The 23397-nt window shown below is 67.5% G+C and carries 16 protein-coding genes and 3 pseudogenes; 10 read left to right on the top strand and 9 right to left on the bottom strand.

Features of this window, described 5'->3' with window-relative positions; genetic code table 11:
• Positions 1–8 precede the first annotated feature (8 nt).
• Both ACZ6EG_RS06640 and ACZ6EG_RS06635 read right to left on the bottom strand, forming a co-directional pair.
• Complete coding sequence (locus ACZ6EG_RS06640) at positions 9–617, bottom strand: GNAT family N-acetyltransferase (RefSeq protein ID WP_469602202.1); 609 nt, start codon at positions 615–617, stop codon at positions 9–11.
• Positions 618–730: 113 nt separating this feature from the next.
• On the bottom strand, positions 731–892 hold the full coding sequence (locus ACZ6EG_RS06635; RefSeq protein ID WP_469602199.1) for a hypothetical protein: 162 nt from the start codon (positions 890–892) through the stop codon (positions 731–733).
• A gap of 153 nt (positions 893–1045) precedes the next feature.
• On the opposite strand from ACZ6EG_RS06635, the gene ACZ6EG_RS06630 reads away from it, so the two are divergent.
• Positions 1046–1863 (top strand): IS5 family transposase gene (locus tag ACZ6EG_RS06630; protein ID WP_469602197.1). Its coding sequence is split into 2 segments (ribosomal slippage): positions 1046–1409 and positions 1409–1863, totalling 819 coding nucleotides; the frame shifts between segments, so codons are not numbered across the junction.
• Positions 1864–1965: 102 nt separating this feature from the next.
• On the top strand, positions 1966–3723 hold the full coding sequence (locus ACZ6EG_RS06625; protein ID WP_469602194.1) for a hypothetical protein: 1758 nt from the start codon (positions 1966–1968) through the stop codon (positions 3721–3723).
• Between the two features lie 16 nt (positions 3724–3739).
• Here ACZ6EG_RS06625 and ACZ6EG_RS06620 read toward each other — a convergent pair whose 3' ends face one another.
• The 3 genes and pseudogenes from ACZ6EG_RS06620 to ACZ6EG_RS06610 all read right to left on the bottom strand — a co-directional run bounded on the left by ACZ6EG_RS06620 (position 3740) and on the right by ACZ6EG_RS06610 (position 8296).
• Entirely contained in the window at positions 3740–4093 is a 354-nt protein-coding gene (locus ACZ6EG_RS06620) for a DUF6300 family protein (RefSeq protein WP_469602191.1), read from the bottom strand.
• Positions 4090–7642 (bottom strand): annotated as a pseudogene (dnaE, locus tag ACZ6EG_RS06615) (DNA polymerase III subunit alpha). Before dnaE ends, ACZ6EG_RS06620 begins: the two are co-directional and overlap by 4 nt.
• Positions 7643–8158: 516 nt before the next feature.
• The gene (locus ACZ6EG_RS06610) at positions 8159–8296 is read right to left on the bottom strand and encodes a hypothetical protein (protein WP_366769097.1); all 138 of its coding nucleotides are present in this window, start codon (positions 8294–8296) and stop codon (positions 8159–8161) included.
• Positions 8297–9065: 769 nt separating this feature from the next.
• Here ACZ6EG_RS06610 and ACZ6EG_RS06605 point away from each other — a divergent pair.
• Positions 9066–9819: pseudogene (locus ACZ6EG_RS06605) on the top strand (transposase family protein).
• 202 nt (positions 9820–10021) lie between these two features.
• Here ACZ6EG_RS06605 and ACZ6EG_RS06600 read toward each other — a convergent pair.
• Positions 10022–10858 carry an alpha/beta fold hydrolase gene (locus ACZ6EG_RS06600; RefSeq protein WP_391971464.1) on the bottom strand — a complete coding sequence of 279 codons (837 nt, stop codon included), beginning with the start codon at positions 10856–10858 and terminating at the stop codon, positions 10022–10024.
• Positions 10859–11050: 192 nt separating this feature from the next.
• Between ACZ6EG_RS06600 and ACZ6EG_RS06595 the strand changes: the two are divergent.
• Positions 11051–11415 (top strand): annotated as a pseudogene (locus ACZ6EG_RS06595) (transposase family protein); the annotation flags it as partial.
• Positions 11416–11472: 57 nt separating this feature from the next.
• Entirely contained in the window at positions 11473–13158 is a 1686-nt protein-coding gene (locus ACZ6EG_RS06590) for a ribonuclease J (RefSeq protein ID WP_469602646.1), read from the top strand.
• Between the two features lie 285 nt (positions 13159–13443).
• Here ACZ6EG_RS06590 and ACZ6EG_RS06585 read toward each other — a convergent pair whose 3' ends face one another.
• Positions 13444–14562: a fatty acid desaturase family protein gene (locus ACZ6EG_RS06585; protein WP_469602186.1), complete on the bottom strand. Its 1119-nt coding sequence runs from the start codon at positions 14560–14562 to the stop codon at positions 13444–13446.
• 7 nt (positions 14563–14569) lie between these two features.
• Positions 14570–15625, bottom strand: coding sequence for a ferredoxin reductase (locus ACZ6EG_RS06580; RefSeq protein WP_469602183.1), 1056 nt, complete (start codon positions 15623–15625; stop codon positions 14570–14572).
• 87 nt (positions 15626–15712) lie between these two features.
• On the opposite strand from ACZ6EG_RS06580, the gene ACZ6EG_RS06575 reads away from it, so the two are divergent.
• Positions 15713–16852: a PucR family transcriptional regulator gene (locus tag ACZ6EG_RS06575; RefSeq protein WP_469602180.1), complete on the top strand. Its 1140-nt coding sequence runs from the start codon at positions 15713–15715 to the stop codon at positions 16850–16852.
• A gap of 642 nt (positions 16853–17494) precedes the next feature.
• On the opposite strand, the gene ACZ6EG_RS06570 is transcribed toward ACZ6EG_RS06575, so the two are convergent.
• A complete protein-coding gene (locus tag ACZ6EG_RS06570) occupies positions 17495–17818 on the bottom strand; it encodes a hypothetical protein (RefSeq protein WP_469602177.1) in 324 nt (107 codons plus the stop codon).
• A gap of 420 nt (positions 17819–18238) precedes the next feature.
• Here ACZ6EG_RS06570 and ACZ6EG_RS06565 point away from each other — a divergent pair, with 420 nt between their 5' ends.
• From ACZ6EG_RS06565 to ACZ6EG_RS06550, 4 genes are all read left to right on the top strand, one after another.
• Positions 18239–18568, top strand: coding sequence for a transposase family protein (locus ACZ6EG_RS06565; protein WP_469602174.1), 330 nt, complete (start codon positions 18239–18241; stop codon positions 18566–18568).
• A 237-nt stretch (positions 18569–18805) separates the two neighbouring features.
• Positions 18806–18976 (top strand): hypothetical protein, encoded by a 171-nt coding sequence (locus ACZ6EG_RS06560; protein WP_469602172.1) that lies wholly within the window; start codon positions 18806–18808, stop codon positions 18974–18976.
• Positions 18977–19942: 966 nt separating this feature from the next.
• A complete protein-coding gene (locus tag ACZ6EG_RS06555; RefSeq protein ID WP_469602171.1) occupies positions 19943–21379 on the top strand; it encodes a hypothetical protein in 1437 nt (478 codons plus the stop codon).
• Between the two features lie 332 nt (positions 21380–21711).
• Complete coding sequence (locus tag ACZ6EG_RS06550) at positions 21712–23091, top strand: hypothetical protein (RefSeq protein ID WP_469602168.1); 1380 nt, start codon at positions 21712–21714, stop codon at positions 23089–23091.
• Positions 23092–23397: the final 306 nt, after the last annotated feature.

The raw sequence follows: 23397 nt of genomic DNA, 5'->3' as shown, positions 1-23397 counted from the left end.
ACCACTAGCTATGCGCTGGCCGGGCGGCGTGGTTCGCGCCACATCGCCCACAGCACCGGCCCGTCCCCCGGCAGCCGCAGCTCCTCACGCACGGTGAAGCCGAAGTGCTCGTAGAGTGGGAGGTTAGACGGCTTGGAGGACTCCAGATAGGCGGGCAGACCCGCCGCGTCAGCCTTGGCCAGCCCCGAGCGCAGCAGGGCAGACCCGTGCCCTTGGCCCTGGGCGGCCGGGTCGACGCCGATCACCGCCAGGTACCAGTGCGGTTCCTGGGGTGTGTGCTTGGCGGCCGTCTCGATGGTGTCCCTGAAAAGCGGAGCCCGGTCGCCGAGGATGTTCTGGAGCTGCTGGATGGTCTCTGCGTCGGGAACGGCCTTGGCCTGCGCCTCCGGCGGTACCCAGAAGGCGGCCGCCGCCTTCGTGCGCTCGCACACGCCGTGGTGAACGTACTGCCGGGTGAAGACTGTCGTGAAGTAGCGGCCCAGCTCTGCCTCGCGCGAGGCGTCGTCGGGGAAGAACCCGCGCATCATCGGGTCGTCGTCGAAGGCGCGGGCCAAGGTGCGGCTGACCAGTGGAGCGTCGTAGGTCATCGCCGTCTTCGGGGTGTGCGTTATCGGCATACGGTTCATTCTGCACCCCTGTCATGTTCGGCGGCGGGCTGGGGTCTCGTCCGCTCACGAGGACCAACGCAGCTGCTTGGTAACGGAGTCGGGAAGGGCGATGACGAAAGAGATCAGCGGCTGACCGGCGGGATGCCCACAGCGAACCGCACCGCCGCATCGAACAGCTCCTGAGCGAAGACGTCCGCGACAGGGTCTACCCCGGCACCGTACGGGCCCTCGGCGACGCCTCCGGCCTCCGTGCCCACGGCGGCACCGGGGTCCTCGACCCGCACAACCACCTTCAAGATCAGGTCTTGGCGAGAGTCTGCTGGCCGACGAGCAGCAGGTCGATTACCCGGCCAAGGCTGCGTGACGAGCCACTAACTGGCTCTAACAAAAGCGATTTGATCATGTGACTGTCGGCTTGGCCTCTCGTTGATGGGGACATGGGGAAGCGTCAGTCGCGGCCGTGGATCGTGTCGGACGAACTGTGGTCGCTCATCGAACCGTTGCTGCCCGAGCCACCGCCGAAGCAGGTCGAGGGCCGACTGCGGGTGCCTGACCGGCAGGCTTTGTGCGGGATCCTGTTCGTGCTGCATACCGGGATCCAGTGGGAGTACCTGCCCCAGGAGCTCGGCTTCGGCTCGGGCATGACCTGCTGGCGCCGCCTGGCCGCCTGGAACGAAGCCGGCGTCTGGGACCAGCTGCACCAGCTGCTGCTGAACAAGCTCCGGTCGAAGAACCAGCTGGACTGGTCTCGGGCGGTGATCGACTCATCCCACGTCCGGGCCGCTCGCAGGGGCCCAAGAGCGGCCCCAGCCCGGTCGACCGAGCACGTCCGGGCAGCAAGCACCACGTCATCACCGACGGCCAGGGGATCCCGCTCGCGGTGTCGCTGACCGGCGGAAACCGCAATGACGTCACCCAGTTGCTGCCGTTGCTGGACAAGATCCCGCCAGTGGCCGGGGTGGTCGGCCGACCGCGCAGGCGGCCCGACCTGCTCTTCGCGGACCGCGGCTACGACCACGACAAGTACCGTCGGCTCCTGCGGCAGCGCGGCATCCGGCCCGCAATCGCGGAGAGGGGACAACCGCACGGCACTGGTCTGGGCACCTTCCGCTGGGTCGTCGAGCGGACGATTTCCTGGTTGCACGGCTTCCGCCGCCTGCGGATCCGGTGGGAACGACGCGACGACATCCATGAGGCCTTCCTCGGGCTCGCCGTCTGTCTGATCACCCATAGGCACGTCCAGAGGCTTTGTTAGGGCCAGTAACAGCCGCAGCCCGAACAGCCCGCGAGCCCCGGAAAAGTGGGCCGGGGCTCGCTCGCTTATCCAGAGGAGGGTTACGGCGCCTGCGCGGAAGCGGTGAATTCGGTCGCCTTCACCCCGGACGGCAAGACCCTCGTGAGCGGTGGAGATGACGGCACGGCGCGACTGTGGGACGTGGCGGGGCGCCGGCAGTCGGCTTCACTCGACGGCCTCAGCGGTCAGGTGAAGACGGCAGTGTTCAGCCCCGACGGCAACACTCTCGTCACCAGCCCGGAGGTACCGCTGTGGGACGCCCACACGCGAAAGCAGACCGGCGCCCTGTCCGGCGCCGGGAGCCCGGCGGTCTTCAGCCCGGACGGAGACATGATCGCCACCAGCGGCCGGCGGGGCACGGTTCTGCTCTGGGACGCCCGTACTCATCAGAGGGTCGCCGCACTTCAGGTCGCCGACAGCGATGACACCGCCGTACCCTCTCGCCTCGCGTTCAGCCCGGACGGCAGCACCCTTGCCGTCGCCCTCTCCAACTTCCTCTCCAGCGACCGGGAGAAGGCCGCGGTGCAGCTGTGGGACGTACGGGAGAAGCGCCGCACCGCCGGGCTGCAGGGCCATACGGGGCAGGTGACCTCGCTGGCGTTCAGCCCGGACGGCGCGACGCTGGCCAGCGGGTCCGCGGATGCCACGGTCCGGCTGTGGGGCATGCGGGCCGGGCGGCCGCGCGCCACCATCGCCACGTCGGACGGTTCGGTACCCCAGATCGTGGTGCCGAGCCCGCAAGCCGTATACAGCCCGGACGGGAAGGTGCTGGCGGTCGGCGACAACAGCGGATCCGTGGGACTGTACGACGCCCGTACGCGGCACACGCTGGGCCGACTGACCGGGCAGAGCAGCAAGGTGAGCTCGGTACAGTTCAGCCCGGACGGCAAGTATGTCGCCGCGAGCAGCCATGACAGTTCGCTGGTCATGCTGTGGGACGCGCGCACCCACCGTCGCCTCGCCACCCTCGACGGCCACGACAGGCCTGTGCATTCCGTCATCTTCAGCCCGGACGCCCAAACCCTGGCGACCAGCAGTTTCATCGACGGAACGACCCGTCTGTGGAGCGTACGGAGCCATAGGCAGCTGGCGTCCGTCGCCGCCGGGGCCGGCTGGACGGTCTTCAGCCCGGACGGCAGGACCCTCGTGACCGGCGGCTTCCAGTCTTCGTCGGTACACCTGGTGGACGTCCGGACCCACCGTCGCCTCGACACTCTCGACGCGGTCAGCAAGAGCATCCACTCCGTCACCTTCAGCCCGGACGGCAGCACTCTGGCCATGGCGAGCGGGGACGGGAAGCTGAGGCTGTGGGACATCGGTCGGCGCCGCCTCACTGTGACACTCGCGGGGCACACCGACATGGCTCAGTCGGTCTCCTTCACCCCGGACGGGAAGACCCTCGTCAGCAGTGGCCGGGACGGGGCGGTTATGCTGTGGGACGCGCACACCCACCGTCGCCTCGCCACCCTCACGGGCCACACCGGAGCGGTCTGGTCGGCCGTCGTCAGCCCGGACGGCAAGACCCTGGCAACGGTCGGCGACGACCGCGCGATACGCCTCTGGGACATCGAGACCCACCGGCAGTTGACCCTCTACACCGGCCATACCGGTGTCGTGAACTGGGCCTTCTTCTCCCCGGACGGGGACACCCTCGTCACCAGCAGCTCCGATCTGACCGTAAGGCTGTGGGACACCCGCGCCTTCCGCGACCTCGCCACCCTCACAGGCCGGGCCTGCACCCTCGCGGGCCGGTCCCTGACCGAACAGGAATGGCACCGTTACATCCCTGACGGGGCCGCGTTCCGCCGGACATGCCCATGACGGCGGACGCTCGGTGTCAGGGCGGCTCGCCGGTGTGCCGGTGAGCGCGTTCCTCACTTCGCAGACGGACCATGTCGACGCTTAGCCGTCGAACCGACTCGACCCAGGCGGCCACATGGCAGCCGAATTCGGCGATGTGTGTGAGGGGGATCTTCTCGGCGACGGCCAAGGGGGCCAATAGCGCGTCCGCCGGCGTCTCGCCGCTGTCGCATGCCGGGCACAGGTCCGCTTCCCGAAACCCCTCGACGGAGTGCCCGGCGATGTTCGGCCACGCATGACCGAACCGGACACGGAGCAGTGCCGCGCCTCCGCAACGGGAACATGGCGGTAGCGGGCTGACTTGGACGGCGATCTCGTCACCGTCGGTCATGCCACACCGTGCCAGGTGTCCTGGCCGAAGGAGCCCTTGATGTCGGAGGCGATTGTGGCCGCGTACGAAGAGGTGGACGGGGTTCTCCCCGGGGTGGGCGCCGATGATCCGCTTGAGTTCGCTGACCATCCGCTCGTTGACGCGGTGGTAGGGGAACTCCAGCTGGACCGGTGCTGCTCCGCTGCGCTCGGCGGCTGTCACGTCGAGGACCTGGAGTTCCTGCCCGAAGATGCTGATGGCGCCGTCCCGGTCGTTGATGCGCCCTTGGACGGAGATCACGCTGTCCTCCACCAGGGCGCCCAGGACCAGCTGGTAGACGGCGGGGAAGAAGAGGACCTCGATCGTGCCGTCACGGTCGGCGAGGTTCACGATCGCCCAGGCGTTGCCTTGCTTGGTCACCTTGTTCTGGACGCTGGTGATGAGCCCGGCCAGCCGCACCGTCCCCTCGGTCCGGCCGGAGGCCAGCAGGTCGGGGATGGTGGTGTCCCGGTGGGCGGCGAGGATGTGCTCGGTGCCGTCCAGGGGGTGGGCGGATACGTACATGCCGAGCATCTCGCGCTCGGTGGAGAGGAGTTGCTTGCGCGGCCATTCGCTGTCGTCGATCCTCACGTCGAGGCCGAAGCCGGACTCGCCGTCGTCGCTGCCGGCGCCCAGTCCGGCGAAGAGATCGTCCTGACCGTAGGCCGCGGCCTTCTTCAGCGGTACGACTGCGTCGATGGCCGTCTCGTGCACGGCGCACAGTCCCCTGCGGGTGTGACCGAGCGAGTCGAAGGCGCCGGCCTTGATGAGTGATTCGACGGCCCGCTTGTTGAGGGCTGGCAGGTCGGCCTTGTTGAGGAAGTCGGCAAAGCTGGTGAACTTACCCTTGGACTTCCGGGCCGTGATGACCGTGTCGATGACGTTGTCGCCGACGTTGCGGACGGAGCGAAGACCGAAGCGCACGTCGTCGCCGACGGCGGTGAACTCGGCGACGGACTCGTTGACGTCCGGCGCGAGGACGGTGACGCCGAGCTTGCGGGCGTCGGCGAGGTAGATGCCGGCCTTGTCCTTGTCGTCGCCGACCGACGTGAGCAGCGCCGCCATGTACTCGGCCGGATAGTTGGCCTTCAGGTACGCGGTCCAGTAGGAGACGAGGCCGTAGCCAGCGGTGTGGGACTTGTTGAAGGCGTAACCAGAGAAGGGGAGCATCACGTCCCAGATGGCCTTGATGGCCTCCTCCGAGTAGTCGTTGGCCTTCATCCCGTCGTGGAACTTCTGCCACTCGGCGGCCAGGACCTCGGGCTTCTTCTTGCCCATCGCGCGGCGCAGCATGTCGGCGCCGCCGAGCGTGTAGCCGGCCAGGGTCCGGGCGATGGCCATGATCTGCTCCTGGAAGATGAGCAGGTGGTGGGTCGATCCCAGGATCGGGTCGAGGACTTCCCTCAGCTCCGGGTGGATCGGGTCGGGCTCCTGCTTGCCGTTCTGCCGCAGCGCGTAGTTCGTGTGGGCGTTGGCGGCCATCGGACCCGGTCGGTACAGGGCGAGGGCGGCGGCGATGTCCTCGAAGCGGGTCGGTTCCATCAGCTTGAGCAGCGCGCGCATGCCGCCGCCGTCGAGCTGGAACACGCCGAAGGTGTCGCCGCGGCCGAGGAGCTCGTAGGTCTTCCTGTCGTCCAGTGGGATGACGACGGTGCCGGTGCCGCCGTCCATCGGGTCGACGGTGGCGAGCTTGACGCCGCGGTTCTCGCGGATGTTCTCGATGGCGTGGTCGATGACGCCCAGGTTCCGCAGGCCCAGGAAGTCCATCTTGACCAGCCCCATGTTCTCGCAGCTGGGGTAGTCGAAGCCGGTGATCTTCACGCCGTCGGAGGCGCGCATGTGCAGCGGGATGCGGTCGGTGAGCCGGGTCTTGGACAGGATGACGGCTGCCGCGTGCACCCCGGTGCCGCGGGTCAGACCCTCGACGCCCTTGGCGGTGTCGATGACCGTCCTGACGTCCGGCTCGTTCTCGTACATCGTCCGGATCTCGCCGGCCTCGCCGTAGCGCGGGTGGGCGGGGTCGAAGATCCCGTCGAGCGGGATCGACTTGCCCATGATGTCCGGCGGCAGCGCCTTGGTGATGCGTTCACCGTGGCTGAAGGGGTAGCCGAGGATCCGTGAGGAGTCCTTGATCGCGTTCTTGGCCTTGATCTTGCCGAACGTGTTGACCATGGCGGTGTACTCGTCGCCATACTTCTCCGTGACGTACCGGACCATCTTGTCGCGCTGACGGTCGTCGAAGTCGAGGTCGACGTCGGGCGGGTTGATCCGCTCGGGGTTGAGGAACCGCTCGAAGAGCAGGCCGTGCTCCAGGGGACACAGCTCGGTGATGCGGGTCGCGTAGGCGACGATCGAGCCGGTGGCCGACCCGCGGCCGGGTCCGACCGGCACGCCGTTGTCACGGGCGTACTTGCAGATGTCGGCGACCACGAGGAAGTAGGAGCTGAAGCCCATGGGACCGATGACCGACATCTCGGTCTCGAAGCGCTCCATGACCTCGGCCGGGACCGGATCGCCGTAACGCATGGCCAGGCCGCCGAGGACCTCCCTGCGCAGCCAGGACTCCTGGGCCTCCCCGTCGGGCACGTCGGGGAACTGCGGCATCTCGTCGACATGGTCGAAGACCTCGTCGTACGACCCGACCCGCTCGGCGATCAGGAGCGTGTTGTCGCAGGCCTCGGGCAGCTCCGCGAACAGGGCCCGCATCTCGGCTGCGGTCTTCAGATAGTAGCCACTGCCGCTGAACCGGAACCGCTTCTCGTCGGCCTTGTTCTTGCCCACGCCGATGCACAGCAGGTTGTCGTGCGCCTCGGCCTGGCTCTCGTGGACGTAATGCGCGTCGTTGGTGGCCAGAAGCGGGATCTTCAGCTCCTTGGCCAGGCGGAGCAGGCCCTCCCGCACATCCCGCTCGATGGACAGGCCGTGGTCCATCAGCTCCAGGAAGTAGTTCTCCTTGCCGAAGACGTCCTGGTAGGCGGAGGCGACCTGCCTGGCCTCGTCGTACTGGTTCAGGCGCAGCCGCGTCTGGACGGCGCCGGACGGACATCCGGTCGTCGCGATGACGCCCTCGGCACGCTCGGCGATCAGTTCCATGTCCATGCGGGGCTTGCCCGCCGGGAACTGCCCCGAGTACGACGCCTCGGTGGACAGGTGGAAGAGGTTCCGCAGGCCCTGTGCCCCCGTCGCCCACATGGTCATGTGCGTGAAACGGCCACCACCGCTGACGTCCTTCGAACCCTCGCCGTCGTCCGACACGGCGCGCTGGCCGCCGGGCCCCCAGAACTCCTGCCGCCGGTTCCGGCGCGAGGAGGGGGCCACGTACGCCTCGATCCCGATGATCGGCTTGACCGAGCCGAAGCCCTTGGCCACCTGCTGGAACTCGTAGGCCCCGAACATGTTGCCGTGGTCGCTCATGGCCACCGCCGGCATGCCCTGCCGGTCCACTTCGGCGAACATCGGTTTCAGCTTCTGAGCGCCGTCGAGCATCGAGTATTCGGTGTGATTGTGCAGGTGAACAAAGCTGTCGGCCACCAGGCGCGCACCTCCGAGGGCAGTCTCGTGAAGCCGCACCTTATCCCCGAGCCCAAGATCAAGTCGGGCTCTCCGACGCTGGGCGGGGCGCGTCAAATGGGTGCGGTGCGGGTGACCTTGGCCTATCGGGCGGGAGGGGAATTCGGCTCGGCGTGTCGGGTGGGACCGTGCCGGTGAGGTTCTTGAGGAGGCGCGATTGCTGATCGGTCATGGGTCGCTGGAGGTGCGCGGGGGCGGGCGGGGTCGACGAAACCGAAGCCGGGGTTGCTTACGCGGGTGCCGGGGACGGGGGAGAGGCTTCACTCTGCCCAGACCGTGCGGGGGACCGTTCCCGCGGGTGGGGGAGTAGGGAAGGCTGGTACACCTTCAGAAGAGCCGGGTGGGGCCGTAGCTCCTAGTTCTCCCTGGCCGCACCGGACGCCGGGGCATGAACGCCACACGGCGAAAGCGCGTCGCCCCACTCGGGGCGACGCGCTTTCGCCGTCACCTGGGCTGCGTCGTGCCGTCCGAGAGTCTCTACCTCTCACCCTTCTTCTTTGCTTCACGCCGTTGGCGGAACATGGCTCCCACTGCGATTCCGACCACTGCGACGACTCCCAGGATGATGGTCGCCGGCATAGAATCGTTGATCGGTGTGAAGGCCAGGCTGTCCATTCGAACTCCTCTTTAGGGAAACTGCACGAGATCCCGACCCCGCCCCCTACCTCGAGCGCGGTGTACCCAACGGTAAGACCGATTCCGGTCCTACCTACGATGGACGCCGAGGCCCACCGAGGCGGCCGCCAAGCCGATGCCGAGCGGACCGTCCGGGAACGTCCCTGCGACCGAGACGCCGACCCTGCGGTGCTGGCCCACTGGCCGCCGTCCCAGCCCAGGGCGTCCAGACCGCTCGGGTCGACGCAGTGGAATGGGTCACCGCCCGCGTAGAGGTAGAGGTAGAGGTTCTCTTCCTGTCCCGACGGGTCGGGGCAGGGTGAAGCGGCCGAGGACGGGGTCGTAGTGGCCGTTGCCCATCTCCTACAGGCCTGTCGCGTCGGCGTACGCGCCCACTCTTGCGCCCCCCATTCGCCGGCAGCCCATGTCGGTACCACTCCTCGTGACGTAGGCAGCAAAGACGCCCGCCCAACGTTCGAATTGAACTCAGGCGGGCACTTTGGGCTGCTATTTCTTCTCTCTCTTGTAACTCCAGTAGGCCAGGAGGATGGCAGTCACTAGTACGAAACCTCCTAGGGCCCAAGTAGCTACTGGATTGTCGAATCCGATTCCGGACGTCGCAGTGTTCATTTTCCTCCTAGAGCCATGAGCCAGTGAGCCTTTTCCAACCTGGTCGTACCAGTCACGAGTTGGACGTGCCTGCGCAATGGCGAAGCTCCTGGTAGACGGTGTCACGACCAAGATCCACCGTGCTGCCCAGGAGCTTCGCGTGCTTGTCTATCCGTCGTCGATCGACCTGTCCAGTCGCACCCTGCGGTATCTGGCTGGACAACTCACCTTCCGGCGGCAGGAGATCGGAACGCGGTGGCGACGACTGACACCAGGGCGCCAGGCCCTGCTCGCCCTGGCCCACCTGCGGTGCGGCGACACCTACGCCCAGCTCGCCGCCGGATTCGGTACCGGGATCGCGACCGCCTTCCGCTACATACGCGAGGCCGTCGACGTACTGGCCGCCCTCGCCCCGTCCCTGGCCAAGGCGATGACGACGTTCCGGATGAAGGCATTCGTGATCCTGGACGGCACCCCTGCTGATCGACCGGATCGCCGCCGACACCCCGTACTACTCCGGGAAACACAAACGCCACGGCATGAACGTCCAGGTCCTCACCGACCCGTCCGGGCGGCTGCTCTGGGCGTCGCCGGCTCTGCCCGGATCAACGCACGACCTGACCGCCGCACGCCACCACGGGCTCATCGAAGCCCTCGCCGATGCGGACCTCAAATGCTGGGCGGACAAGACGTACCAAGGAGCCGGTGGACCTGTCCGGGTGCCCTTTCGCGGCCGTCGCCTCAAGCGATGGAAGCGTCGCCACAACAGCACTCACGCCAAGATCCGCTGCCTCGGCGAACGCGCCAGGGCCACCCTCAAGGGCTGGCGCCTCCTCCGGAAGCTCCGCTGCAGCACAACCCAGATCACGGACGTGGTGAAGGCCGTCGTCGTCCTTCACCACGCCTCAACCTGAGGTTGGAAAAGGCTCAATGATCCGTGACAGAACGTGTTACAGCCCTTCACTCCCCGTCGCAGCAGCGGCTTGACATCAGCATTGGGAAGTCCCGTACGTTGTGGTCGTTCGGGGTTCGGCGGTCAGTTGGGGATGGGGCGTGCTCCGCTCCGAGTGCCAGAAGAGAGGTGCCAAGCGCCGCCGAACCGCTCGAACGACAAACTCATCCCTTGATGAACTCGATGATCTGCGGGGCGATTTTTCGCGGGGCCATGACGACGGCGCCATGGTTGAGTCCGGGCAGAGTGCGGTGGTCGGCCTGCGGCAGGATCTGGGTGACGGCGAGGGCGGCGCGCTGGAACGCGGCCGCACTCTTGCCACCGGTCAACACTCGGGTGGGTACGGCCACCCCTTTCCACTCCTCGGCATCGAGCGGCTTGCCTTGCTGGGTATCGCCCATGACCGCGATGTCATAGGGCAGAGTGCCGGCCAGCTTGGTGAGGTTTGCCCACATCTTAGGCATGAGCTTCATGAAGAACACGGCGATGCCGGGCATGCCCTGCACCCTCGTCATGAAGTACTTGACCGCGTCACTGTGCCGGCCTTCCGCAAGCATCACGGTGATCTGCTGCGCGAGATCCTTGGGCGGTCCGTCGTCTCCTTCGGCGACCACGAACGGCGGCTCATACAGAGCCAGGCGGTCGACGTTGACTCCGGCCGCGGCCGCGCGCAGGGCGAGGACCGCTCCGGAGGACGAGCCGAACAGCGACGCCGAACCGCCGACGTGTTCGACCAACGCGGCGATGTCTTCAACCTCACGGTCGGGGGCGTAAGCATGGGCGTCACCGCTGGCACCCCGCCCGCGCCGGTCGTAGTTGAGCACAGTGAAGTGCTGGGCGAGGAGAGCCGCAAGTTTGGTCGTGTCCGAGCGGTCTGCCAGTGCCGAGGCAACCAGGACGACGGCCGGACCGCGGCCCGACTGCTCGAATGCGATCTCGGTGCCGTCGGCGGAGACGACACGGGCCTCGGCTCCGGCCGACTGCCCTCGCGCTGTTGCCATGTTTATCTCTCCGCTTCACGTAGGGGCCGTACCACTGTGGTGTGCGTTGCTGCCGATAAGACCCACGCAGTGCAGGAAACTCATCGGTGCGCCAGGCGTTCGGTGCCGAAGCCTTCACATCTCGGAGAGGACCAACCCCCTCACGCAGAATCGAGGGCATGGGGCGGCAGCGGCAACCGGGGTGATCCAGTTGTGACTGGTGTGATTACGGCATCGCTGCCGTCCTGGATAGCCCCGTTCACCGGGCTGAGCCTGCGTTCCTTCGGGAAGCTGGTGACGGTTCTGCGGCGCGAGGGTGCGGACGCCGTCGGTAGAGGGCGGCCGTGGAGCCTGGCTCTGGAGGACCGGACGCTGCTGGTCGCGGCCTATTGGCGAACGAACTTGACGATGCGGCAGCTCGCCCTGCTCCTCGGTGTGTCGAAGTCAGCCGTGGACCGGATCATCGGCAATCCGGGCCGGTGATCGCGCTCTGGCCCCGCAGGTCTTTCGACAAGGGCACCGTACTGATCGTGGACGGGACGCTCGTGCCCACCCGAGACCACACCATCGCGCCCCGACCCTGTCAGGAGGAGGTAATGGATCATCCTGTCCCGCTCTCCGGGTACCGTCAGGGTATGAGTCATCCACACCCCGAACTGAAAGCCGCCCCTCCCCTTTCCGAAGGAGGGCTGCGGGTTATCGCCCTGGGCGGCCTGGGTGAGATCGGCCGCAACATGACCGTGTTCGAGCACGCGGGCAAGCTGCTCATCGTCGACTGCGGGGTGCTGTTCCCCGAGGAGACCCAGCCCGGCGTGGACGTGATCCTGCCGGACTTCACCTCGTTCCGGGACCGGCTGGACGACATCGTGGCGGTGGTCCTCACCCACGGTCATGAGGACCACATCGGCGGCGTGCCGTACCTGCTGCGCGAGCGGAGGGACATCCCGGTCGTCGGCTCCAAGCTGACGCTGGCGTTCCTGGAGGCCAAGCTCAAGGAGCACGGCATCCGGCCGCGCTCGGTGCGGGTGCGGGAGGGGGACCGGCGTGGCTTCGGGCCCTTCGACTGCGAGTTCGTGGCGGTCAACCACTCCATCCCGGACAGCCTCGCGGTCGCGATCCGGACCCGGGCCGGGATGGTGCTGCACACCGGTGACTTCAAGATGGACCAGTTCCCTCTCGACGACCGCATCACCGATCTACGTGCCTTCGCCCGCCTCGGAGAGGAGGGTGTGGACCTGTTCCTCACCGACTCCACCAACGCCGAAGTACCCGGCTTCACCACCTCCGAGCGGGAGTTGAACCCGGCGATCGAGCAGGTGATGCGCACCGCGCCGCGCCGGGTCATCGTCTCCAGTTTCGCCAGCCATGTGCACCGCATCCAGCAGGTCCTGGACGCCGCCCACCAGCACGGCCGCAAGGTCGCCTTCGTCGGCCGGTCGATGGTCCGCAACATGGGCATCGCCCGGGACCTGGGCTATCTGAAGGTCCCCTCCGGTCTGGTCGTGAGCACGAAGGAGCTGGAGAAGCTCCCGGATCACAAGATCGCTCTGGTGTGCACCGGCTCCCAGGGTGAACCGATGGCCGCGCTGTCACGGATGGCCAACCGGGACCACATGATCCGCATCGGCAAGGACGACACCGTCCTGCTCGCCAGCTCCCTCATCCCCGGCAACGAGAACGCCATCTACCGGGTGATCAACGGACTCACCCGGTGGGGTGCCCACGTGGTCCACAAGGGCAACGCCAAGGTGCACGTCTCCGGGCATGCCAGCGCCGGCGAACTCGTCTACTGCTACAACATCGTCAAGCCCCGCAATGTCATGCCCGTGCATGGCGAATGGCGCCACCTGCGGGCCAACGGCGACCTCGCCATCCGCACCGGTGTCGACCCCGACCGGGTCGTCATCGCCGAGGACGGCGTCGTCGTCGACCTGGTCGACGGGCGCGCGTCCATCACCGGCAAGGTCCCCGCCGGCAACGTCTACGTGGACGGCATGGAAGTCGGCGGCGCCACCGAAGCGTCCCTCAAGGACCGCCTCACCCTCGCCGCCGAAGGCGTCGTCACGGTGGTGGCGATCGTCGACGCGGACACCGGCGCCCTCGCCGAGGCCCCCGACTTCCTCGCCCGGGGCTTCGTCCACGACGACACCACCTTCGAGCCGGTCATCCCCGTCATCGAGAAGACCCTGGCCACCGCGGCCGAGGAAGGCGTCGGGGACGCGCGCCAACTCGAACAACTCGTCGCCCGCGCCGTGGCGAACTGGGCGTTCCGCACCCACCGCCGCAAGCCCCTCATCATCCCCATCATCATCGACGCCTGAGCAACACCCGGGCAGGTGTCCGGGGCGGACGCTGAAGTGCACGAGGTGAAACCCGGCGACGAGTCGGTCCGGATGTCCAGCCTCATCACCGGCCCACCGGGTTGGCCCGGGCGGCCCGGTGACGAGCGCTGCGCCGGGCATCCCGCAGCTGACCTGCCGCAGATCCTCCTCCCGTCCGCACACCTTGTGACGTCCGATGACGTATCACGTGGAGTGCGTGGCGATTCTGGAGCCTGCGGACAAGGGCGCCTGGCCTCGGGTTCGTGAGCCAGGCGCTTGTAACAATCAGGCGGCGACGAGCTCCTGCTCGCGGTCCGGCGTTCCGACCTCGGGCTTCTTGTTCGGCAGCGAGAGCCGGAAGACTTTGCGCCACGCGGAGAGCACCTGCTTGGGCAGTGGCCCTGTGACGTACTCCAGCTCGTACTTCTCGAACAGGGCGCGCACCTTCACCGCGACCTCGGCGTACCGGTTGCTCGGCAGGTCGGGGAACAGGTGGTGCTCGATCTGGTGCGACAGGTTGCCGGTCATGAAGTGCGTGGCCTTGCTGCCGCTGATGTTCGCCGAGCCCATCATCTGGCGCAGGTACCACTGGCCGCGCGTCTCGTCCTTGATCGACCGGCGCTCGAAGACCTGTACGCCCTCCGGGAAGTGTCCGCACATGATTACCGAGTGGGACCAGATGTTGCGGACCAGGTTCGCGGTGAACGTGGCGGCGAGCGTGGGGAGGAACGACGGGCCCGACAGCAGCGGGTGGATCAGGTAGTCCTTGAGCACCTGCTTGCGGATCTTGCGGCCCACGGCCTTGGCCCGCGCGCGGAACTCCGGGTCCTTGCGGCGGCGCTTGTTCAGGTTCTTGCCGAGCTCCAGGTCGTACGCTGCGATGCCGTACTCGAAGAAGCAGGCGTTGAGGAAGTTCCACAGCGGCTGGCCTAGGTGGAACGGGTGCCACGTCTGGTCCTCGTCGACGCGCATGATGCCGTAGCCGAGGTCGTTGTCCTTGCCGATCACGTTGGTGTACGTGTGGTGTAGCTCGTTGTGCGAGTGCTTCCACTGGTCGGCTGGCGAGACGTGGTCCCACTCCCAGGTGGAGGAGTGGATCTTCGGGTCCCGCATCCAGTCCCACTGGCCGTGCAGGATGTTGTGGCCGATCTCCATGTTGTCCATGATCTTCGCCACGGACAGACCGGCGGTGCCGAGCAGCCACGCGGGCGGGAATATCGAGAACAGCAGCACGCCCCTGCTGACCAGCTCCAGCTTGCGCTGGGCGGCGATGACCTTACGGATGTAGGCGGCGTCCTTTTCGCCTCGGCTGGCAATCACCTCGTCGCGGATCGCGTCCAGCTCGCGGCCCAGCTCCTCGATCTGCTGCGCAGTCAGGTGGGCGGTGGGGTCGATAGCGGTCAAGGTTCTCCTACCGTTCGATGTCGCAGGGGCCCGCGGCGGCGGACACGCAGGTCTGGATGAGGACGCCTGGCTCGGCCTCGGTGATCTCGCCGGTGCGTAGGTCGCGGACGGCGCCCGCCTTGAGCGGCGTGACGCAGCCAAAGCAGATGCCCATGCGGCACCCGGAGGGCATGAGCACGCCCGCCCCTTCGCCGATGTCGAGCAACGGCGTGGCGCCGTCCGCGTCGACGGTCTTGCCGGTGGCGCTGAACGTGACCTCGCCGCCATCACCGGCGACGACGATGCTGGGGCGGAACCGCTCGGTGTGTAGACGGTCCTGGAGGCCGTGTGTGCTCCAGTGCTCTTCGGCGGCGTCGAGCAGGCCCGCGGGCCCACAGGCCCAGGTCTCGCGCTCGGCCCAGTCGGGCACGAGTTCGTCGAGACGGGCGATGTCGAGCATGCCGTCCCTGGCGGTGTGCACCTCGGTGAGCCGCAGCTTCTTGTCCGCGACCAGGTTGTGCAGTTCGTTGCGGAAGATCACGTCTTGCGGCTGTGGCGCGCAGTGGACCATGACGACGTCGTCGGGCTCGGTGTCGCGCAGCATACCCATCACGGGTGTGATGCCGCTGCCGGCCGTCAGGTAGAGCACCTTGGCGGGCTTGGCCTGCGGCAGCACGAAGTCACCGGTCGCCTGGTCGAGCTCGATCAGCGTGCCCGGTTTCGCCCTGCGGACCAGGTGGTTGCTGACCTTGCCGTCCGGGATAGCCTTCACGGTGATCGTGACGCGGCCGTCCTGGCGGTTCGTCGGCGAGGTGATGGAGTAGGCACGCCACAGGCGCACCCCGTCGACATCGACCCCGATCCGCACGTACTGACCGGCTGTGTGGCCGCGCCAGCCCCGTCCCGGCCTGATCACGATGGTCGCGGCGTCACCCGTCTCGGGGTGCACGGCCTCGATGCGCCCACGCAGGTCTGCGCCCGCACGCAGTGGGCTGACCAGGTCGAGGTAGTCCGACGGCAGCAGCGGCGTTGTGACCATCTCCAGCAATTTCCACGCCCTGCTGCGGAGGGCTGCACTCGTCATGGCTCCAGCTTGCTGCGCCTCAGGGCGTAAAGTCCTGACCGCAGGACGTGAATCTGGTGGGTGGAATTGTTCGCAGGGAACAAAGACGTGAGCCATGCAATCCGGAGGGCCAGCGAACTGGCCCTGAATGAGACGACGGTCACCGCACTGCGGGCCGCGCTGAAGACCACCGCCGACGAGGTCGTTCAGGCGATCATCGACGAAGTCCCCTCCTACGCCAACGCCCTGTCGGGCCATATGGGCGCCACCATCCGCCGGGCCGTCCGCACCGCCCTGGGGCACTACCTGGACCTCGCGAGCGGGAACGCCACAGGTGGCGACGCCGGCGATGCAGCCTACGAGCTGGGCCGCGGCGAGGTGCGCGACGGCCGTTCGATGGACGCCCTGCTCAGCGCCTACCGCGTCGGCGCCCGCGTGGCCTGGCGATGCCTGGCCGCAGGCGCCGTGTCCGCAGGTCTGCCCGCCGCCGAGGTCGCCAAGTTCGCCGAGCTGACCTTCGCCTACATCGACGAGCTCTCCGCCGCGAGCGCTGCGGGCCACGCCGACGAACTGGCGGCCCGGGGCAGGGCCCACGAGCGCCACCTGGAACACCTGGCCCGCGATCTCCTCACCGGCGCGAGTCCGGACGTGCTGCTGGCCTCTGCTCAACGGGCCGGATGGCAGCCTCCGGATTCGCTGACGGCGGTCTTGCTGCCCGCCGCCCAGGCCCGGCCTGCCTACCGCGCGCTCGACCCGAGCACCCTCGTCCTCGACGATCTGCCGGACGCCACCGGTGTGCTGCTCGTGCCCGATGCCGACCGATCACATCTCTTGCGGCAGCTGACCGACCACACGGCCGTGGTCGGCCCGGCCCGCCCATGGACCCGTGCGTCCGCTTCGTACGGACGAGCCGTACGCGCCCGCTCCCTCTCCTCTGGTATCCGCGACACCGAGGATCACCTGCCCGAGCTGGTGCTGACCGCCGATGTGGACGCGTTCGCAGACCTGCGTGCCCGAGCCCTCGCCCCGCTCAGGACCTTGCCCGTGGCGACCGCACGGCGGCTGGAGGAGACGTTGCGGGCGTGGCTGCTGCACCAGGGCAGGCGGGACGAGGTGGCGGCGGCGTTGTTCGTCCATCCCCAGACCGTCCGGTACCGGATGTCGCAGCTGCGGGAGCTGTTTCCGGATCTCGCATCGCCACACCGGGTCCTTGAACTGACGCTGGCGGTCGGTCTTCGGGCCAGTTGACACGTACTTCGACCGTCCACGAACTCCTGGCGGGTCCCGGCATCGTACTCGTGGCCACCGCTGATGCTGCACGCGTGACGGACCCGGACTTGGTCGTACGCCGGACGTCTGCGGTGAGAGGGCACAATAGTCCGCACGCGGTGGCTGGGGGAGCGGCTCTGGGGATGGGCATACGTCGGGCGCCGGTGCAGGCGAGGGGGCGCTGCGTATCAGCTGAGAGCGGTTCGTACGCACCGCCAGCCCGCTCACGGGCGACCGAGGGGGAGCGGTCGGGGCAGAATGCGGGTGGAGGCCCCTGCCCAGCGGGGGCGTCACAGTAGCACTGCTAGCCAGGTCGAGAAACAAACGGCCGACGCGCCGTAGAGGATCGGCTCCTGCTCGTGCGCCCAGGGCAGCTGTGTGCATCGCTGCGCCGCGGGCGTGCCGTAACGGCTCGACCAATTGGTGCACTTGGAACGACCTCACCCGGCCTGGCGCGGTCGGAGCAGTCGGGAGAACCATTTGACTGCAAAGCCGGGCCAGGTCGGATGCTCACGCACTTCGTGTGTTCCCTTTACGCGACCGGAGTATCCACGCGCAGCGGCTTCGCCTTTCGGCGGGAAGGGAGATTCGCTGTTCGGATTCGGTCCGCGCGGCGCTACTTCAGAAGTCGATGCAGACCGGGCCTTGGTTGACGTTGATCACGCCGTACTGGTTCACGAAGGAGTTGCAGTAGGCGGTGGTGTTGTTGTCGTAGCTGTCCCCGCCGAGCGCCTCCTGAGTGCCGGCGTTGTCGTCGTCGAAGTCGACACAGACAGGACCCTGGTTGACGTTGACCACACCTACCTGGGTCGTGAAGTCATTGCACTGTGCATCCAGTACCTGCTGGACGCTGTCACCGTCGGAGCCGTCTCCCGCCGCGGCCACGCCGGATCCGGCCAGCACAGCAGCAGCAGCCAGGGCGGTGGCCGCGGCAGTCCTACGCATACCCATCATGATCTTTCTCCAGATGCTGGAGGACAGGGACAGGCATCACTTCACCTGTTCCCGCCGGTAGCCGCACGTCAGGCTGAGCCGTTCGAGACGTCCCTGTTGGGGCGGCTTGAGGAGTGATGAGGGCATCGCGTGAAGGGAGGTTGGCCGTCCGTCCGGTGAGGGGCACTGAGCGGTGCGTCGCGCCGCTGTTCTATGTCCATGGCATCGTCGATTGAGAGCCCCAAACACCGCAGGTCCCGTGTCCGAAGAGCGATACCGACTCCTACGGCATGGGACGCGGTGCGCATGAGGTCGCGTTCCGAGCGGCAGGATGCCCTCCCGTGGGGTGCTGAGTTCGGTGAACGCGGAGTGGCCCGCGGCTGGCTCCATGCCCGGGACACGCCGCACAGGAAATGCTGGGCCGTCGAGCGAGTGAGCGTTGATCTGCGCCGTGCCGTCATTCTTGACGTGCTGGCCTGCTGGTTCGGTGTGGACCGCTCCACCATCACGCGTGCCCTCGGCGAGGTGCGGCCACTGCTCGCCGAGCGAGGGTGCACCATCAGTCCGGGTGCGCGGCTGCGGGCACTGGCCGAGGTCGTCGACCACCTCGGAACCAGCGGGAAGAGCGGCATCATCGACGCAACCGAGGTCCGCGTCAGGCGCCCGGCCGCCGGGCGCAAGGACCGGGACACGTTCATCTCCGGCAAGAATACGCAGAACACGGTCAAGACCATGGTTGTCACGGACGGCGACGGCCGCTAGCGCTCGGGCAGGGCGGGTCGGCCAGCGAGGATGCTCGGACGCAGGTTTGGTGCACCGGTCTCTCATCCCCGTCCTCGCCGTGGCCGACCGCCCTCCTCGCTCACGAACAGCCGCTGCGGGCGGTGATCCGATCCCTCAACCGGGCTTACGTAAGCGGCCTGCACACCGATTTCCAGACAGACGGTTCCCATGACACCGGTGCCATCCTCAACCTCGGGACGTCACCCTACGGCCGGCTTGCTGCGCAGTATCCTCGGCAGCGCGTTCGGTCAGATCAACCACCATCTGACCGCAGCTGCCTCCCCCATGGCGACAGCGTCATTCGTCTGGACGGCCCGCTCAGTCATCCGCGCCCGGAACAAGGCCGCTACCCGCTACCTCCTGGACGTGCACGACCGGCCCGACTGATCACGAACGCGGTCGACGCCGTCTGCGTGACCCGCGCAGTCCCACGCATCGAGGCCATGCAAACCGACTGGGGACCGCCTCCGGTGCCACCGAAGCAGTACGGCGTCGACAGACGACGTAAGTCCAGGCCACGCGGTCACTCGGCGTCGAAGTCCGATTGCTCCAGAGCGGGGGGCTCCTGCCAGGTCAAGGTGTCCAGCGGCCGCGGCAGCGCTTCAACCGCGCCAGAGGTGGCACTCGTGACCACGGATGCCGCGTCGCTGAAAAGGACGCCAGGGGCGCCCAGGGGCTGGCTGGGCACGTGTGCTGCCGAGCTTGAGGTCTTTGTGGTGGTCCTCTCGTCCCCCTGAACAGTCACGGGCCGGGCCTCCAGCTGAATGCTGGCGCACGCCGGCCGCGACCAGCTTATCCAATTTTCGAACTGCTGTCCGAGGTGACCTCGCCGGTCACTTCGCCGGCTAGGCCTCCTCGCTTCTGATCGACGCCCGCCGCTCCTGGCACGGTCGCGCGTGCGCAAGGAGGCTGGGTGATCGAGAGCGGACTCTTGAACGTTCGAACGTCGGACTGCAACTTTGCCGTTCATTACGCCCGTCCGTGGCGGCGTTCCGCCCGCCGGATCTTACGATGAGCGGCTCCAAGCCGACGACCCCGGCAGCGACGCCCGCACAGCGTTCCGAGAAAGCCCTTCTGTCGGGTGCAGGGAACTGCCCCTACGGTGTGGGGTCCGGACATGGCGAAGGGCCCGGACGGGGTCCGGGCCCTTCGGTCAGTAGCGGGGACAGGATTTGGAACGGGTCTGGTCACAGAGGTCATAGCTGCGCAGGTCTCGGGTGGATCCGCTGACGTACCGCGCCATCCCGCAGCCTGAACTCCCAATCTGAGGCGTCCGGTTCATTGATACGGTCGGTGCGTTGATAACCTCCGGCGGTGTCCGCGCCGCCGGTTCGGACGGTGAGAGGAAGAGCGATGCACGGGGGTAAGGCCGCGGCCGGGACGATGCTGGTGGCCGCCCTGGTCACGGGATGTGGTGGTGGCGGTAACAGCGGCAAGGACGATGACGGCGCGGACAGTGGGAACAAGGGTGGTGGCCCGAGGTTCCGTGCCGAGAAGGCGGTCAGTCTGAGCGTGCCGCCGGCGTACCGGGGCGACAAGGGCTGGGACGAGATGTTGAACTGGGTCACGGGCTCGGTCCATACCCTGCCCGTGGCCGCGGCCCGGGACACCGGCGTGGTGGCTCTGCTGCACGCCGCGTCCGGCGGCTACACCCTCAAGGTCCACGCCGCCGACAGCGGCGAGGTCCGCTGGACGTCCGGAACCTGGCAGCCGCCAATCCCGGTGGAGGGGGCGGAGGGGTCCGAGTACGGCGAGGCGGCCGAGATCCCCGACGTAACAACGGTCATCCAGGAAGGCGAGGAGTACGTCGTCGCGTACGCGCACGGCATGAAGGGCGCAGATGAACTACACAACGGCACTGAAGTCGTCCAGATGGCGGTCTACAAGGCGGAAACATCCGGTGACTCGGTGAAGCCGCTGCGCGTGATCGACGTACCGGTGTCCGCCGGGCCGGGCGAAGTGCAGGTGAGCGACGACGGCGGCCGGCTGATGGTCGGTACGGGTGACGAGCCCGCCTACCCGGACCAGGCGGTGAGTGTCGACGTACTCACCGGCAAAGTAGCCGAGTACGAAGACGTCGATTCTCTTCTCCCGCAGTGCACGCAACAGCAGTTCTGCGACAACAGCCGGATCATCGCCCTCTCTCCCCAGGGGCCGCTCGTCGATATGGACGAGAGCGGTTTCGGCGTGCCGGGCGGCTGGTTTAGCGATGCGGTACGCCCCGGCGGGGCTCCCGCGAAGGCGGGCGTGCTAGAGGAGTGGAACGGCACGGTGTACGGCGTGCGTGACGGCCTTGTCCTCGCGGGCTGGACGATGCCGGGAAAGGACGGCCGCAGCGAGGGCGATCCGATGTGGTCTGTGCACGACATCACGACGGGAACCCTGCGCGCGAGCATGACCTGTGACCTCCCCCTTCCCACCAAGCTGTTCGCCAAGCGGGAGTATCTCGCGGTCACTTCCGCCAGCGGCCGTTACCTCGCCGCCGGACCCGTCGCCTTCGACCTCAAGGAGGAACGCGGCGTCTGCCTTGCCACCGACGGCGACCGCAAGACCATTGCCCTCTCTGCGATCCGCGACGACGGCACGGCGTACGGCGTGGTGGACTCCGAAGAGGGTACCGACGGTTCTCCCCTCATCGCCCAGGTCGATCTCACGACGTCCGCAGGCCGGGCAGAGGTCCTCGACGTCGGCGTCGAGGCGCCCCTCTACGCAGACCTCAAGGGACAGGGCCTGTTCCTGGGCCGCGACGAGAACGAGAACGTCCGGGTCTCCCTCCGCCAGGAGAGCTGAGGTCGATGTGAGCGCGAGGCCGTCGAACTGAGCGTCGACCACTGGTACGTGCACCGCATCCGGTTCGAGAGCGACGGCACCGCCCTCCGGGTCAACATCGGCACCGAGGCCTTCGCGCGCGCTACCGAATGGTTGGGTCTGGAGGACCGCTTCGCTGGCTGCTGCACGCACGCCGCGTAGACTCGGTAGCCATCGCGAGGCAGGTCCAGCAGGGAAACCCGGTGCCCACACGGGTGTCCGCCGCCTATACATAGAGGGACGAGAACTCCGCGGCCCGGCCGGCCGCCGGGCCAGCCCGCACCGCGCGGGCCCGACGGAACGGCGAGCACCTGGTGCTGAACCTGGAAGACCGCATCACCCGAGTCTGGCACCAGGAGGTCCGGCCGCTGGTCGCGGACGCTTACCGCTGCCACAGCACTGGTACCCCCCGGGCCGCCATCGTGGCCACCTGGACCGCGGTCTGCGCCGACATCATCCACAAGCTCTACCAGCTCGCCGAGGACGGCGATGGCACGGCCGCTGAGGTCGTCAAGAAGATCGAGGCAGCCCGCAGCAAGGCGGACGCCGAAGCGGTCAAGACGATGCAGCAGGTCGAGAGCAAGCTCCTGCAGAACGCGCTCGACCTGGAACTCATCGACTTCATCGAGCACCGGCAGCTGGAACGCCTGCAGCAGGACCGCCACCTGTGCGCGCACCCTTCCCTGCGCCCGCTCGGGGACGTGTTCGCCCCAAGCGGCGAGTACGCGCGGGCCCACCTCGTGGCCGCGCTGGACGCCCTGCTGGTGCACCCACCTACTCAGGGTCGCAAGGCGTTCGACCGGTACAAAGCTCACGTGGGCGACCCCTCCTTCGTCGGCCACGCCGACTACCTGGTGCAAATGTTCGCCCAGCGGGTGAAGTCCAGCGCTTGGAAGCAGATCCTGGCCATCGCAGCCAAGCACGCCATGCTCGAACTGGAGGTGCCCGAGGACATCGGCATCACCGCGAGCGTGGCTGCCGACCGGCACGCGCTCTGCCTGATCGCCTTTACCCAGCACGACCGAGGTGCTGTGCGGGAGGCCGTCACCAAGGCGATGAGCACGTTCAACGGACTGCCCATCGAACAGCAGCTGAAAGCGATCACGCGCCTGGGCGAGTTCGACGTGTTCGTGGACGCCCTGGACGAGACGGTGTGCCAACAGATCGGCACCTACGTCGAGCGCAGGCTCATGTTCCCCACCGACACCTTCGGGTTGGACTCCGCGATGGCGTCTGTGTTTGCCCTGGCTGGGGTTGACGCCGTTCGAGCACGCATCCCTGCCTTGGGTGACACGTTCGCACAGCTGTACCCGACCCAGCAGGCCGCCGTTATCGAGCGGCGGCCCCGCGCTTACTTCACCGACTTCCTGGCGCCCCTGCTGGCCTCGGCCGGCGGCTGGCGCATCGCCGAGCGCCTCACCTCAATGGCGGTGATCCCGTGCGCACGCCTGATCCAACCCGGCCAGCTGGACGGCATCCTGACTGCATGGGCTGAGAACGCGCAGTGCCGGGAGGCGTCAGGGATGACTGAGCTCGCGGTTACCCTTTGGACGCACGCCACTCAGCTCCAGTCGCATCCGGCATGGGCGATGTTCGTCAAGCGGGTGCGAGAACTCGCGTCGGATCGGCAGTGGTTCCAGTACGGCGAGCTGGCTGCCGTCATCGACTACGAGGACGGCAGCGACGACTTGTAGAAGGTGCGCGGCCTTGGGAGCCTTGGTACAGCCCGCTGGGCGTAACGATCCCCCGGGAACGTGATCGGCGCTGCACCCTGTGAAGGGTGCAGCGCCGATCACGTCCCCGTGCGAGGAGGCTCGGCCTGGTCTGGCGGTCGCGGCCTTCTCGGCGGTGCCCGCGGCTGCCCGCTCTTTGCCCTGCTCCGCGAGCTGGTCCTGATAGGCGGCGACAGCCCAGAGGAACAAGGATTTGGCAGACAGCAGCGATGGCCGGGTGCGCAGTCTTGCTCACGGTCGTGGCCGTGATCGCTGGAAGGTGATCGC

The sequence above is a fragment of the Streptomyces sp. NPDC041968 genome (genome assembly GCF_055589025.1).
The sequence above is the reverse complement of the archived record's forward strand: the minus strand, read 5'-3'. Positions and strand labels throughout refer to the sequence as shown.